Below are 13,448 nucleotides of genomic sequence, written 5' to 3'. Positions count from 1 at the left end.
CATCCGCGAGGTTTGCACATACTGTGGGGCACAACGATGGAAACGCACCTTGGGGGATGCAGTGAGCCAGATTGCACGAGAGAACGAAACAGACGCAACCCGGACCGGAGAGGAGCTTCGAGTCAGCGCCCGGTTTGGGCGCACAGCCATATCCAACCGGGACATGGCTCAGCGCGCGGCCGCCGACAGCAGACCGGGCGGGCCTGCATCAGCCGCTCTGCGGGTGGCGCCCCTTCTGTTTCTCACCGGAGCTGAGGGGGAACGCTCCATCGTCGTGGGCCACGTCCTGGTGGCGGTGTGCCCGGGCGGCGTCTCGCTGGAGGCCACCATCGTTGCAGCGTGGTCCGAAAACGGCGCGGTGCACGGATTTGCTCTGATCTCCCCCGAAGATGGCGACCAGCGGGAGGAAACGGAACACCTGACAGCCGCCCATCTGCGCACGCGGGTCGAACTCCCGGCAACAACCGATCCGACGCCGATGGCGGCCGGTCTGGCGAAGACGCTCGCCGAGTCTTCGCGCAACACCATGGGCGCCGTCCGCGAAGTTCGATACGCGTTGGAAGCGTACCTGGCTCAGTCCAGCAAGGACACGCATGCATCGGAGCAGTACACCGACGTCATTGCCGCACTGCTCCAGTTGAACATCATCTGCAACCGCGCCGCCGATCAGGCACGGGAGGCCGCCCGCGAGGGACTCTGGGTTCACACGACCGATTCGGAGGCCTACCACGCCTACCGAAAGCTGCAGGATCCTGCACTCATCAACGAACACGCTCCCGCCACGCATCTGACCCGTGCCTGGATGCGGGCCCATGATGCCGCAATGCGGCAGTGCCAGGAAATGTGCCGGCAAGCGGAAAAGGAGTCGGAGTCAATCCGCATGCTGCTCTCGGCCGCGTCCAGCATCTCGAGTTCACGAGAGGCGGACGCCCAGGCACGGTTCAACCTCCTGATTGCCCTGCTCTCGATCGGACTGGGTATTCCGGCGCTCTTCCTGACCCTGTACGGGGCCAACCTCCTGCTGCCGATGAACACCTGGCCGAAGGTGGGGGCTTTCGTGCCGGTCGGCATCGCACTGCTGGCGGCCGGCGCCGCAGCGATTTGGTACGCGCCCCGGGGCTCCAAACGGCGGGTGTGGCTGTTCTGCGGCAGCGCGGTGCTGCTGGTCCTGGTCTTTATGATCGTGGCGGCAATAATGGCCCCGGTCGCGCTCAGCTAGGCCGCGGCGGCACGCTCGCAGCCCGTGCCGTCCCATCCGCTGGTGAATGCCGGCCTACTTCAGGAGCCGGGACAGCCTCCGGTCCGCCAGCAGCTTTCCCCCGGTTTGGCAGGTGGGGCAGTACTGGAGCGAGGAATCGGCAAAGGAGACCTCCCGGACCGTGTCGCCGCAGACCGGGCAGGGTTCTCCGGTGCGGGCATGAACACGCATCGCCCGCCGCTTGGAGTCCTTCAGCTCCGCGGCCGGACGTCCGGACGCATTGGCAATGGCTGACTCGAGGACGGCCCGCAGCGCCTGGTAGAGCCGCTCAACTTCTTCGGAGGTGAGCCTGGCCGCGGTGGCGAACGGTGACAGATGGGCGGCATGCAAAATTTCGTCGCTGTACGCATTGCCGATCCCGGCGATCACCGACTGGTCCCGCAGCAGGCCCTTGATCTGCCCGCGATGTGCGGCCACCAGCTGCGCAAAGGCCGGATAGTCGACGTCGAACGCTTCAGGTCCCAGCCGCGCGATGCCCGGAACGTCCAAGGGATCCTTCACCAGATAGACCGCCAGTGACTTCTTTGTGCCGGCTTCGGTCAGGTCAAAGCCCGGCGCAACCCCGCCGTCGTCGTCGGGACCCCCGGAGGCAAAACGCACCCTCAGCGCCATGCGCCCCTTGCCCGGTTTCAGGCGACCGGGGGCCAGTGCATCGGACCAGCGCAGCCAACCGGCCCTGGCCAGGTGCATCACCAGGTGCACTCCGCCCGCGGTGAGGATTATGAACTTGCCCCGGCGCTCAACACCGGACACCGGTCCGGCTTGTAGAACGTCCAGCGGCACCTCAGCTGTTTTCAGCACGGCGAAGGAGAGCACCTCCACATCGGAGATGACAGCCGGCGGAGCACCGGGCGGCAGGAGCTTTTCCCGCAGGAAGTCGGCGAGTCCCTGCACTTCAGGCATCTCAGGCATGCACTCACCCTAACGGTTTGCCGGATTACGGTCAGTCCCCCGCGTGCGACCGCAGGAAGGAATACACCTCGGTCTCGTCCACGCCGGGAAACGCACCCGGAGGCAGGGCTGCCAGCAGGTGGGAGTGTGCCCGGGCGCTGGGCCAGGCAAACCCGGACCATTCCGAGGCCAGTTCCCCGGGCGGGGTGCGGCAGCAGTCCGGATCGGGACAGCGGGACTTCGACCGGGCGGTGGTGTCCCGCCCGCGGAACCACTTCACATGAGCGTAGGGAACACCGATGCTCAGCGAGAACAGCCCGCCGGAGCTGCGTTCGGTGCGGGCCGTGCACCAGTAGGTCCCGGCCGGAGTGTCCGTGTACTGGTTGAAGGCACTGAACTTGTCAGGCACCGAAAACACTTCCCGGGAGGTCCAGTACCGGCAGATCGGCTGGCCCTCGATGGCTCCGGTGTGATCGGCCGGAAACGTCACGCCGTCGTTCTCGTAGGCCTTGTAAACGATGCCTGACTCATGCACCTTCTGGAAATGCGTGGGAATGCCCAGATGTTCGGTGGCCAGGTTGGTGAACCGGTGCGCGGCGGTCTCATAGGAGACGGCAAAGGCGTCCCGGATGTCCTCGACGGCGATTTCCTTGGCCGCCTTGGCCCGCTGCAGGAATTCGACGGTGGCGTTCTGCGGCAGCAGCAGGGCAGCGGCGAAATAGTTGGTCGCCACCCGCTGGCTCAGGAACTCCCCGTAGCTGCGCGGCGTCTGGTGGTCCAGCACATAGTGGCCCAGGGCCTGCAGCAGCACGGACCGCGGATCGTGGTCCGAGCGCTGGGACTGGGTCAGGTAAATGCGCCGGTTCTTCAAATCCGTCACCGACCGGGTGGAGTGTGGCAGGTCAGCGACATGGTGCAGGGCGAAGCCCAGATGAGCGGCGATGTCGGCGATCACATGCTGGGAAAGCGGCCCGGAGGTGTGGCCCACCGAGTCCAGCACCTCCTGCGCGGCCTGTTCGTACTCGGGGAAATAGTTGTTGCGCTCGCGCATCATCTTCCGCAGTTCGCCGTTGGCCCGACGGGCCTCCTCGGGCGTGGCAACCTGCTCGTTGAGCCGGCGTTCCAGCTCGGACTGCAACCCCACCAGGGACTCGAGCACATCGGTGGGCAGGCGTGAGCTGATCCGGACTTTGGGCAGCCCGAGGGAGGAATACAGCGGTCCCCGCTGGGCCCGTTCGAGCTCGATCTCCAGAGCTGCGCGCCGACTGGGCGGCTCCGAGCCCAGCAACTGGTCAATGCTGACGTCCAGCGCCGCGGCAAGGGACTGCATCATGCCCAGTTTGGGTTCGCGCTTGCCGTTCTCGATCAGCGACAGCTGGGAGGCGACGGTGCCGACGGCAACACCGAGGTCATCCAGAGTCATTCCCTTGCTTTTGCGCAGGTGCCGGATGCGCCTGCCCATGCTGATCACGTCCACGGTCCGCTCCAGATCGGAGCCGGGAACGGGGGTGCGCGCTGCCGGAGCGGGCCGGTTCCATGTTGTGTCGGTCACATTTTTAGATTATGCGAAGAACTGCGTTTCTTGCCAGAGCAAACCTCTGGATAGGGGGTTGTTCTTGCCGCAGAGTGGGTAACACAGCAGGAATTCACCGGTCGAAACGGCCGGCGAGGCAGGAAAAAACTTCCAAGGAGACGTTCCAATGACCCAGGACCAGAACACCGCCCGCACCGCCGAGCAGCTCACTTCCGAATGGGCTTCGGATCCACGCTGGGCCGGCATCACGCGCGATTACACGGCCGACGACGTCGTTCGCCTCCGCGGGCGCGTTTCCGAAGAGCACACCCTGGCCCGCCGCGGCGCCGAAAAGCTGTGGGACCAGGTGCGCAACGCCGGCGACACCGGCTACACCAACGCCCTCGGCGCCCTCACCGGCAACCAGGCCGTGCAGCAGGTCAAGGCCGGACTGAAGGCCATCTACCTCTCCGGCTGGCAGGTCGCCGCCGACGCCAACAACTCCGGCCACACCTACCCGGACCAGTCCCTGTACCCGGCCAACTCGGTCCCCACCGTGGTCCGCCGCATCAACAACGCCCTGCTGCGCGCCGACCAGATCGAGTTCGCCGAAGGCATCTCCACCGTCGAGGACTACCTGGTGCCGATCGTCGCCGACGCGGAGGCAGGCTTCGGCGGCCCGCTGAACGCCTACGAGCTGATGAAGTCCATGATCCAGGCCGGCGCGGCCGGCGTTCACTGGGAGGACCAGCTGGCCTCGGAGAAGAAGTGCGGCCACCTGGGCGGGAAGGTGCTGATCCCCACCGCCCAGCACATCCGCACCCTGAACGCTGCACGCCTGGCAGCCGACGTCGCCGGCACGCCCACCGTGGTCATTGCCCGCACCGACGCCGAGGCCGCCACGCTGATCACCTCCGACGTCGACGAGCGCGATGCCGAGTTCATTGTCCGGGAAGACGGCAAGCCGGTACGCACCGCCGAAGGCTTCTACAAGGTCCACAACGGCATCGAACCCTGCATCGCCCGGGCCAAGGCCTACGCCCCCTACTCCGACCTGATCTGGATGGAGACCGGCACCCCGGACCTGGAGCTGGCGCGGAAATTCTCCGAGGCGGTGCGCTCGGAGTTCCCGGACCAGATGCTCGCCTACAACTGCTCGCCGTCGTTCAACTGGAAAAAGCATCTGGACGACGACACCATCGCCAAGTTCCAGCGTGAACTCGGCGCCATGGGCTTCAAGTTCCAGTTCATCACCCTGGCCGGCTTCCACGCCCTGAACTACTCGATGTTCGACCTGGCCCACGGCTACGCCCGCAACGGCATGAGCGCCTACGTGGAACTGCAGGAAAAGGAATTCGCCTCCGAATCCCGCGGCTACACCGCCACGAAGCACCAGCGCGAGGTCGGCACCGGCTACTTCGATGCCATCGCCACGGCACTGAACCCGAACGGCAGCACCCTGGCCCTGGCCGGGTCCACTGAGTCCGCTCAGTTCCACTAACCCGGACTCGCCACATTCCCCCCTCCCCCTCCCCTCACCCACCCGCGAGATGGCAGAAACTGCACGTACCAGCCCTGAAAAGAGCAGTTTCTGCCATCTCGGCGGTCCCTCCGCACCATCCCCCAGTCTTGAAAGATCCCGAAGGAGAACGCCATGAATGACCCGATCACCCTGAACGGAATATCCCTCACTGCCCCCGTTGTGCGGCGGCAGGAGGAAATCCTCACTCCGCAGGCATTGGATTTCGTCAAGGCGCTGCACCGGGCCACGACCAGCCGCCGGCAGGAACTGCTCCAGCAGCGCCAGACCCGGCGGCAGCAGATCTCCAACGGGGCAGACCCGACCTTCCTCGCCGAAACCCGGCACATCCGCGACGACGATTCCTGGCGGGTGGCGCCCACGGCCCCCGGCCTGGAAGACCGCCGGGTGGAAATCACCGGGCCGGTGGACCGGAAAATGACCATCAACGCGCTGAACTCCGGGGCCAGGGTCTGGCTGGCCGACATGGAGGACTCCTCCACGCCGTCGTGGGCCAACGTCATCAACGGCCAGCTGAACCTGCGCGACGCACTGGACCGCAGGATCGACTTCACCTCGCCCGAGGGCAAGGACTACAAGCTGCAGGGCGCCACGCTGTCCGACCTGCCGACCATCGTGGTGCGGCCCCGCGGCTGGCACCTGCCGGAAAAGCACATGCTGGTGGACAACACCCCGATTGCCGGCGGCATCGTGGACTTCGGCCTGTACTTCTTCCACAACGCCCAGCGCCTGATCTCGCAGGGCCGCGGCCCGTACTTCTACCTGCCGAAGATCGAGAACCACCTCGAGGCACGGCTGTGGAACGACATATTCGTCCTGGCGCAGGATCTGCTCGGCATTCCGCAGGGCACCATCCGGGCCACGGTGCTGATCGAGACCATCACCGCAGCCTTCGAAATGGAGGAAATCCTCTACGAACTGCGGGACCACGCCGCCGGCCTCAACGCTGGCCGCTGGGACTACATCTTCTCGGTGATCAAGAACTTCCGCACCCGCGGACCCCGGTTCGTGCTGCCGGACCGGAACCAGGTAACCATGACCGCCCCGTTCATGCGGTCCTACACCGAGCAGCTGGTGCGGGCCTGCCACCGCCGCGGCGCGCACGCCATCGGCGGGATGGCCGCGTTCATCCCCAACCGGAAGGACGCCGCCGCCAACGACGTCGCCATGGAGCGGGTCCGCGCCGACAAGACACGGGAAGCGCACGACGGCTTTGACGGTTCCTGGGTGGCCCATCCGGACCTGGTTCCGGTGGCCATGGAGGTGTTCGACGGCGTACTTGGCGAGCGCCCCAACCAGCTCGGGCGCAGCCGGGAGGACGTGGTTCCCAACGCGAAGGCCCTGCTGGACATCGCTTCCACCCCCGGCATCATCACGGAGGCCGGCATCCGCAGCAACATCGAGGTGGGCATCCGCTACATCGAATCGTGGCTGCGCGGCAACGGCGCGGCGGCGATCAACAACCTGATGGAGGATGCCGCCACCGCGGAGATCTCCCGTTCCCAGATCTGGCAGTGGATCCACGCCTCGGCGGTCACCGACGAGGGCGAGATCATCACCCACGACTGGGTGGAGCACCTGGTGGACGAGGAGTTCACCGCCCTGCAGCGCTTCGACGGCGACCGCTTCAACGACGCCCGTGAGCTGTTCGAGGAGGTGGCGTGCGGGGAGCACTTCCCCACCTTCCTGACCGTGCCGGCCTACGCCCGCTTCCTGCACGAGTCGCAGGAGCTCGCAACCGTCTAGCCAAACCCTCCCCGGAAGCGAGATTCAGGGCCCGGCGCCGGCAACGGCGTCGGGCCCTGCTGCAAATGGGCAACACGCCACCGGCGTAACATGGATAGGCCGCTTGTTTGGCTTGCCTCTCCAATTCCAAGGTGTGTTTACTCAGATGTCCTCCTTTACCCAGGCCTTGGCCCGTGGGCTGAATGTCCGGCATATCCGGTTCATGGCGCTCGGCTCCGCGATCGGCACCGGCCTCTTCTACGGCTCCGCCTCGGCGATTCAGTCTGCCGGCCCGGCCGTCCTGCTGGCGTACATGATCGGCGGAGCCGCTGTGTTCCTGGTCATGCGGGCGCTCGGCGAAATGGCCGTGCGGCACCCGGTGTCCGGATCCTTCGGGCAGTATGCCAGCCGCTACCTCGGCCCCTTCGCCGGATTCATCACCGGTTGGACGTTCGCCTTCGAAATGGCCATCGTTGCCATTGCCGACGTCACCGCCCTGGGCATTTACATGGGGTTCTGGTTCGCCGACGTGCCGCGCTGGATCTGGATCCTCGCCGCCGTCCTGCTGATCTCGGCCCTGAACCTGATGAAGGTGAAGGTCTTCGGGGAAACCGAGTTCTGGCTGTCCATCGTCAAGGTGGCGGCCATCATCGCCATGATCGTGGGCGGCGCCGCCATTGTGGTGTTCGGCTTCGGCCTGCCCGACACGGCGAACCCCGGACTGGAGACCATGCTGGGCTCCGGCGGCTTCTTCGCCAACGGCTTCTGGGGCCTGCTGGCGTCCTTCTCCATCGTGATGTTTGCCTTCGGCGGCATTGAAACCGTGGGCATCACCGCCGGCGAGGCGGACAACCCGAAAAAGGCCATTCCGGCGGCCGTCAACACCGTTCCGGTGCGCATCCTGCTCTTCTACGTCTGCGCCCTCGGCGTGCTGATGATGATCTTCCCGTGGCAGGACATCGACGGCGCAACCAGCCCGTTTGTGCAGATTTTCGATTCCCTCGGCATCCCCGCGGCGGCCCACATCCTCAACGCCGTGGTGATCACCGCCGCCCTGTCCGCGATCAACTCCGACATCTTCGGAGCCGGCCGCATGCTGTACGGGCTGGCGCAGCAGGGCCAGGCACCGGCGTCGTTCGCGAAAATCTCCCGCAACGGCGTGCCCTGGATGACCGTTGCCACCATGGCGGGGGTGCTGCTGGTCGGCGTCGTCCTGAACGCCCTGCTGCCCGAGAACCTGTTCAAGATCATCGCGTCGATCGCCACCTTCGCCACCGTGTGGGTGTGGCTGATGATCCTGCTGTCGCACATCGCCATGAAGCGCGAAATCAAGCGCCGCGGGCTGCCGGCCTCCGAGTTTGGGGTGCCGTTCTGGCCGTTCGCGTCCTATGCGGCGCTGGCCTTCATGGTGTTCATCGTGGTGCTGCTGGGCATCATGCCGGACACCCGGGTGGCCCTGGTGGTGGGCATGATCTGGATCGGCCTGCTCTTCGTGGCGTACCGGATCTGGGTGCGCGGCAACGGACGCGTCCGGGCCGAACTGGACGACGAGACGGGCGTGCCCTGGCCGACCGCCGGCGAGGACCCGTCCGCTGCGGCCCGTCCCGCGCAGGCCTCCGGGAATGCCCCGCAGCGCTTCTAGGTTGCACCCGGCATGAAGGTTGAAATCTGGTCTGACATCGCCTGCCCCTGGTGCTACATCGGAAAGCGCCGCTTCGAAGCCGCGCTGGCCGGTTTTGAGCACCGCGACGACGTGGAGGTCTCCTGGCGCAGCTACCAGCTTGATCCTTCCCTCCCCGAGCGCTACGACGGCACCGAGGTGCAGTACCTGAGCGAACGCAAGGGGATCGACCCGGCGCAGTTGGCCGGGATGCTGGAGCAGGTGACCGAGCAGGCGGCCGGCGTTGGGCTGAACTACGACTTCGGGAAGCTCGTGGTCGCCAACAGCTTCCGGGCGCACCGGCTGATTCATCTGGCCCGGGCCGAGGCGGGGAGCGCTGCGGCCGACGCCGCCAAGGAGGCCCTGCTGTCGGCCCACTTTGAGCAGGGGCTGGATACCGGCAGCGCCGACGTGCTGGCGGAAATTGGCAGCAGGGTGGGACTGGATCCCGAGCGGGTGCGGGCAGTGCTGGCCACCGATGAGTACACGGACGCCGTGCACCGGGACTTCGCCGAAGCGCGGTCCCTGGGCATCAGCGGCGTGCCGTTCTTCGTGATCGACCGCAAATACGGCATTTCCGGAGCCCAGCCCGCGGAACTGTTCGCCCAGGCACTGGACACCGCATGGGCGGAAGCGCAACCGCTCCGGATGGTCACCCCGGCGGCAGCGTCGGCGGACGGACCGGCCTGCGGCCCCGAGGGCTGCTAACCCCGCCGGCTGCTAACTCAGCAGCAGCCAGCCCAGCTGGCACAGCCGGCAGCAGTTTCAGCCGGCCGGCGGAGACGGCGTTTCCGACTGCCACGGGCAGCTCATCGGCCCGGTAGCGGCGGTTGACACCTTGTCAACCGGCACCAGTGCCGTGTATCCGGAGCCGAGCACAACATCCACGGAGTCATCCGCCCGGGCGTCCTGCACGTACTGGGTTCCCGGGATCTGCTGCTGGAGGGTGAAGGCTGCCGCTTCTCCGCTGGGGCCGGACGTGATGATGGCGGTCATGCCTTCGCGGTTCACCGTGCTGTTGCCGACGGTTCCGCGCTGGAATCCGCGTTCGGCGAGCGCATCGGAAACCTGCGTTGCCAGCCCCTGCGTCGGCGTCGTATTGAAGACGTTGACGGTCACCGTGTCCGGCGGCTGGTAGGTGAACGGGCCGGCGGGGCACTCGGTGGAGGCTGTCGGCGCCGAGCTGGGCGTCGACAGGACAATCCAGCCCCTCAGGACGGCCACGCCAAACAGCACCCCGAGCAGGAGGAGAAACACCAGGAATCCGATGACGATCCGGTGCCGCAGGCGCCGGCGGCGGGCGATCCGGGCCCGTGCCGCCTCGTCGGCCTCGGGATCGAAGACCGCTCCGAGATCGTCTTCAGTGACAATCCGGTGGCCGTGCCATTCGGTGGGATCACTTTTCGCGGTCCGGTTCCGGTGGCGTACCGCCGGAGGCTGGTCAGTCATCAATCACCAGGACGCGTGCATGAAGGATGGTTCGCTGGTGCAGGGCCGTCCGAACGGCCCGGTGCAGTCCGTCTTCCAGGTACATGGTGTCCCTCCATTGCACGACATGCGGGAAAAGATCTCCGAAGAAGGTGGAGTCCTCGGCCAGCAGTGCGCCAAGATCGAGGGTGCTTTTGGTGGTCACCAACTCGTCGAGCCGCACCTGCCGGGGAGGTACCGCTGCCCAATCCTTGGGTGTTACGTATCCATGGTCAGGGTAGGGGCGTCCGTCGCCAACAGCTTTGAAGATCACTTATACAGACTAAAGAAGATCCGCACCCTTTGAAACAGCGGGCCTCGGCGGGGCGTCCGCTTTCCGTTACATTACGGCCACGGCCACAGCGCCGCCGCAGCGGCGTCCCGGACACCCGCATGGCCCTCCGACCTGTGCAAATGCGCTGCCGGTCGGGCGGCAGGCGGTTTTCGGGCAGGCCGCGTTCAGTGGAATACTGGCCCTGTGACTTCTCCCCGCTTTGGCCTGCTGCTCGACGTCGACGGCCCGGTGGCCAGCCCGGTTTCCCGCTCGGTGCCTCCGGGCATCATTGCGCACCTCGTGCAGCTGGCATCGGCAGGCTGGCCCGTCATCTTCAACACCGGCCGGTCCGATGACTTCATCCGCAAGCAGGTGATGGAACCAATGATCGCCGCCGGGCTGTCCGCGGAGACCACCCTGCACGCCGTCTGCGAAAAGGGTGCCGTCTGGTTCTCCTTCACCGGCGCCGGACCCGGTGAGCCCCGGGTGGATTCCGCCCTCGCCCTCCCCCAGGCCTACGCCGACGCCGTCCGGGAGCTGGTTGCTTCCAAGTACCGCGGCCACATGTTCTACGACGAAACCAAGCGCGCCATGGTGTCCGTTGAACAGCACGTGGAGGTCGCCAACGCCGAATATCTCCGGGAGCAGCAGGACTTCGACGCCGATGCCCTGGCTCTGATGCGGAAGTCCGACCTGGGCGTGTGCCGGCTGGATCACCACGCACCGGACAGCGACGACTCGATCGACTACCGGATTGATCCCACCATCATTTCCACCGACATCGAAGCCCTGGGCGTCGGCAAGGACCTCGGTGCCCGGCGTGCCCTGTCCCTGCTGCAGGACGCCGGAACCGAGGTTCCGCACATCTGGCGCACCGTCGGGGATTCCCGGACGGATTACGCCATGGCGGATGAGCTGCATGCTCTGGGGTACGACGTCGCGCACGTTGACGTCCGCCCGGCGGACGGTGTTCCGTCCAAGCCCTATCCGGTGCTGACCGCCGGGGACCGCATCCACGAAGATGCCGGCGGAGCCTATTTCGCGCGCTGGGCCGCCATGGCCGCCGGCGAGGCAGTGAACGACGACGGCGTGAGCTAGCTCGGCGGCTGGCGAAGCAGTTGCCGGCTTGCCCGGCGCACGGCCGCGGTCAGCCGGACCAGGCGCTCGGACTGAAGGGTCCAGGACTGCCAGTACAACTCGACGTCGTGGTGCGCGTGGGCATCGAGCAGCACCAGCCGCCCGTCGTCGAAGTCGGATCCGACCTGGAGCTCCGGGACCATTCCCCAGCCCAGCCCGGCCCGCACGGCAGCCATGAAGGCCTCAGAGGAGGGGACCGTGTGCATCGGCGGAAAGCCGGCCACACCGTGGGATGCAAGGAAGCTGCGCTGCAAATTGTCCTTCGAGTTGAACTGCAGCACCGGCATGGCACTCCAGTCCGGGCCGGCGCCCCCGGCAAACCGGTCCCGCAGCCCGGGGGCGGCGGCGGGGACGTAACGCATGGCTCCGAGCCGCACGGCCCGGCACCCGCTCACCGGCACCGGGTCCGCGGTCACCGCTCCCAGCACATCGCCCTGCCGCAGCAGCCGGCTGCTGTGATCCTGGTCCTCCACATGCAGGTCGAGGGTGGTATCCGCCCAGCCCGCCGCATCCGCGAGCACCGGCAGGAACCAGGTGGCCAGCGAATCGGCGTTCACGGCCACGGGCGTGGCGGTCGGCCCCGCGGACCCCGCACCCAGGGCTTCCCGGGCCTCGGACTCCAGCAGCTGCACCTGCCGGGCCAGCCGCAGCAGCGCCGACCCGGCGTCGGTGGGTGTGCAGGGCGCGGCGCGGCGCACCACAACCTGTCCCACTGACTTCTCCAGCGCCTTGATGCGTTGGCTCACGGCGGACGGACTGATGTGCAGCCGGTCCGCGGCCGCCTCGAAGGTGCCCTCGTCGATGACGGCGGCCAAGGCCCGCAGATGATCAAAGTTCATGAAGAAAATCTAATGCATGCGCACAATCTTTCGTTTGCCTGCATCAGGGCCGGGAACTAGCGTCGAAGCCATGTGGAGCATTTGGGGTACCGGACTGCTGACCGGACTGGGACTGATCGTGGCCATCGGGGCGCAGAACGCGTTTGTCCTGCGGCAGGGCATCCGCCGCGAACACGTCGCCGCGGTGGTGGTGTTATGCGCGGCGAGTGACGCCGTCCTGATCCTGGCCGGTACCGCGGGTATCGGCACCCTAGTTGACCGCTTCCCGCAGGTTCTCGATATCCTGCGCTGGGGCGGCGCGGTGTACCTGGCCTGGTTCGCAGTCAGGTCCTTCATGTCCGCGCTGAAACCTTCCGTGCTGACCGGGCAGGCTCCGCGTTCCCGCGGATCGGTCATCAGCACCACGCTGGCACTGACCTTCCTTAACCCGCACGTCTACCTGGACACCGTGGTCCTGCTGGGCAGCCTGGCCAACCAGTACGGTGAGGCGGCACGCTGGATTTTCGCTGCCGGGGCCGTTCTCGGCAGCATCCTCTGGTTCTCCGGTCTCGGCTACGGAGCCCGCGCCCTGTCCGGAGCCCTGAGCCGGCCGCGCACCTGGCAGGTGCTGGACCTGCTGATCGGAGTCGTGATGCTGGCGCTGGCGGTAAAACTGGTCCTGGGCTGACGCGCCGGCAAGCGTGAACCCCCGCGCCGCGAAGCTTCTGTCGCGCCGTAAAACCTCTGTACAGGCCCGCCTGTTCGCCCCTACACTGGCCCGGACCCGTTTGACCCGCCGCCAGGCCACTGCCGACAGGACACCGCCACCCTCATGAGCCTCGCCACCAAATTCCTTGCCGGAGTACTCCTTGCCAACGCAGTGCCGCACGGGGTCAGCGCCGTTCAGGGCACTCCGTTTCCCACCCCGTTTGCCAATCCGCCGGGCGTCGGTCTGTCCAGCCCCCTCGCGAACGCGGCGTGGAGCGCCCTGAACGCTGCCGGCGGCGCCGCCCTGCTGGGCCGGCCGGCGGCAGGCTACCGAGAACGTGCCTCGGTGGTGTCCGGCGCCCTCGCCATGAGCTTCTTCCTTGCCTACTACTTCGGGAAGGATCCGGCCAAAGCCTAGGCCGCCGCCGCCGGCCGCTGCACGATCCGCCTGTGGTCG

13 protein-coding genes are annotated in these 13,448 nt (G+C 66.7%); 8 read left to right on the top strand and 5 right to left on the bottom strand.

Going from position 1 to position 13,448, the window contains the following annotated elements:
* The first annotated feature begins 223 nt into the window (after positions 1 to 223).
* Entirely contained in the window at positions 224 to 1,219 is a 996-nt protein-coding gene (locus QNN99_RS15800; RefSeq protein ID WP_229967854.1) for a hypothetical protein, read from the top strand.
* A gap of 54 nt (positions 1,220 to 1,273) precedes the next feature.
* Here the strand turns inward: QNN99_RS15800 and QNN99_RS15795 are convergent, their stop codons facing one another.
* Positions 1,274 to 2,170, bottom strand: coding sequence for an Fpg/Nei family DNA glycosylase (locus QNN99_RS15795; RefSeq protein ID WP_229967852.1), 897 nt, complete (start codon positions 2,168 to 2,170; stop codon positions 1,274 to 1,276).
* Between the two features lie 31 nt (positions 2,171 to 2,201).
* Positions 2,202 to 3,701 (bottom strand): helix-turn-helix domain-containing protein, encoded by a 1,500-nt coding sequence (locus QNN99_RS15790; protein ID WP_442860544.1) that lies wholly within the window; start codon positions 3,699 to 3,701, stop codon positions 2,202 to 2,204.
* A 148-nt stretch (positions 3,702 to 3,849) separates the two neighbouring features.
* Here QNN99_RS15790 and aceA point away from each other — a divergent pair, with 148 nt between their 5' ends.
* The 4 genes from aceA (at position 3,850) to QNN99_RS15770 (ending at position 9,295) form a co-directional block, all read left to right on the top strand.
* Positions 3,850 to 5,163 carry an isocitrate lyase gene (gene aceA, locus QNN99_RS15785; RefSeq protein WP_229967850.1) on the top strand — a complete coding sequence of 438 codons (1,314 nt, stop codon included), beginning with the start codon at positions 3,850 to 3,852 and terminating at the stop codon, positions 5,161 to 5,163.
* 153 nt (positions 5,164 to 5,316) lie between these two features.
* Positions 5,317 to 6,948 (top strand): malate synthase A, encoded by a 1,632-nt coding sequence (gene aceB / locus QNN99_RS15780; RefSeq protein ID WP_229967848.1) that lies wholly within the window; start codon positions 5,317 to 5,319, stop codon positions 6,946 to 6,948.
* A gap of 145 nt (positions 6,949 to 7,093) precedes the next feature.
* Positions 7,094 to 8,569, top strand: a complete 1,476-nt coding sequence (locus QNN99_RS15775; protein ID WP_229967846.1) for an amino acid permease — start codon at positions 7,094 to 7,096, stop codon at positions 8,567 to 8,569.
* A 12-nt stretch (positions 8,570 to 8,581) separates the two neighbouring features.
* The gene (locus QNN99_RS15770) at positions 8,582 to 9,295 is read left to right on the top strand and encodes a DsbA family oxidoreductase (protein WP_229967844.1); all 714 of its coding nucleotides are present in this window, start codon (positions 8,582 to 8,584) and stop codon (positions 9,293 to 9,295) included.
* Between the two features lie 57 nt (positions 9,296 to 9,352).
* On the opposite strand, the gene QNN99_RS15765 is transcribed toward QNN99_RS15770, so the two are convergent.
* Both QNN99_RS15765 and QNN99_RS15760 read right to left on the bottom strand, forming a co-directional pair.
* Positions 9,353 to 10,036, bottom strand: a complete 684-nt coding sequence (locus QNN99_RS15765) for a LytR C-terminal domain-containing protein (protein ID WP_229967842.1) — start codon at positions 10,034 to 10,036, stop codon at positions 9,353 to 9,355.
* A complete protein-coding gene (locus QNN99_RS15760; RefSeq protein WP_104055710.1) occupies positions 10,029 to 10,328 on the bottom strand; it encodes a type II toxin-antitoxin system VapB family antitoxin in 300 nt (99 codons plus the stop codon). Before QNN99_RS15760 ends, QNN99_RS15765 begins: the two co-directional genes overlap by 8 nt.
* A 204-nt stretch (positions 10,329 to 10,532) precedes the next feature.
* On the opposite strand from QNN99_RS15760, the gene QNN99_RS15755 reads away from it, so the two are divergent.
* Positions 10,533 to 11,426: a Cof-type HAD-IIB family hydrolase gene (locus QNN99_RS15755; RefSeq protein ID WP_229967840.1), complete on the top strand. Its 894-nt coding sequence runs from the start codon at positions 10,533 to 10,535 to the stop codon at positions 11,424 to 11,426.
* Here the strand turns inward: QNN99_RS15755 and QNN99_RS15750 are convergent.
* A complete protein-coding gene (locus QNN99_RS15750) occupies positions 11,423 to 12,304 on the bottom strand; it encodes a LysR family transcriptional regulator ArgP (RefSeq protein WP_229967838.1) in 882 nt (293 codons plus the stop codon). The two genes, QNN99_RS15755 and QNN99_RS15750, sit on opposite strands and share 4 nt — an antisense overlap.
* 70 nt (positions 12,305 to 12,374) lie before the next feature.
* Here QNN99_RS15750 and QNN99_RS15745 point away from each other — a divergent pair, with 70 nt between their 5' ends.
* Complete coding sequence (locus QNN99_RS15745) at positions 12,375 to 12,971, top strand: LysE/ArgO family amino acid transporter (protein ID WP_229967998.1); 597 nt, start codon at positions 12,375 to 12,377, stop codon at positions 12,969 to 12,971.
* A 144-nt stretch (positions 12,972 to 13,115) separates the two neighbouring features.
* The gene (locus QNN99_RS15740) at positions 13,116 to 13,409 is read left to right on the top strand and encodes a hypothetical protein (RefSeq protein ID WP_229967836.1); all 294 of its coding nucleotides are present in this window, start codon (positions 13,116 to 13,118) and stop codon (positions 13,407 to 13,409) included.
* The last annotated feature ends 39 nt before the right edge of the window (positions 13,410 to 13,448 follow it).

Source organism: Arthrobacter sp. zg.Y820 (assembly GCF_030125555.1).
Classification (GTDB): Bacteria; Actinomycetota; Actinomycetes; order Actinomycetales; family Micrococcaceae; genus Arthrobacter_B.
Note: the sequence above shows the minus strand (reverse complement) of the source record. Positions and strands in the feature narration are given on the sequence as shown.

Coding starts and splice junctions, on each gene's coding strand:
- QNN99_RS15795 (WP_229967852.1), bottom strand. CDS start 2,170: ATGCCTGAGATGCCTGAAGTGCAGGGACTCGCCGACTTCCTGCGGGAA.
- aceA (WP_229967850.1), top strand. CDS start 3,850: ATGACCCAGGACCAGAACACCGCCCGCACCGCCGAGCAGCTCACTTCC.
- aceB (WP_229967848.1), top strand. CDS start 5,317: ATGAATGACCCGATCACCCTGAACGGAATATCCCTCACTGCCCCCGTT.
- QNN99_RS15775 (WP_229967846.1), top strand. CDS start 7,094: ATGTCCTCCTTTACCCAGGCCTTGGCCCGTGGGCTGAATGTCCGGCAT.
- QNN99_RS15770 (WP_229967844.1), top strand. CDS start 8,582: ATGAAGGTTGAAATCTGGTCTGACATCGCCTGCCCCTGGTGCTACATC.
- QNN99_RS15765 (WP_229967842.1), bottom strand. CDS start 10,036: ATGACTGACCAGCCTCCGGCGGTACGCCACCGGAACCGGACCGCGAAA.
- QNN99_RS15750 (WP_229967838.1), bottom strand. CDS start 12,304: ATGAACTTTGATCATCTGCGGGCCTTGGCCGCCGTCATCGACGAGGGC.
- QNN99_RS15745 (WP_229967998.1), top strand. CDS start 12,375: ATGTGGAGCATTTGGGGTACCGGACTGCTGACCGGACTGGGACTGATC.
- QNN99_RS15740 (WP_229967836.1), top strand. CDS start 13,116: ATGAGCCTCGCCACCAAATTCCTTGCCGGAGTACTCCTTGCCAACGCA.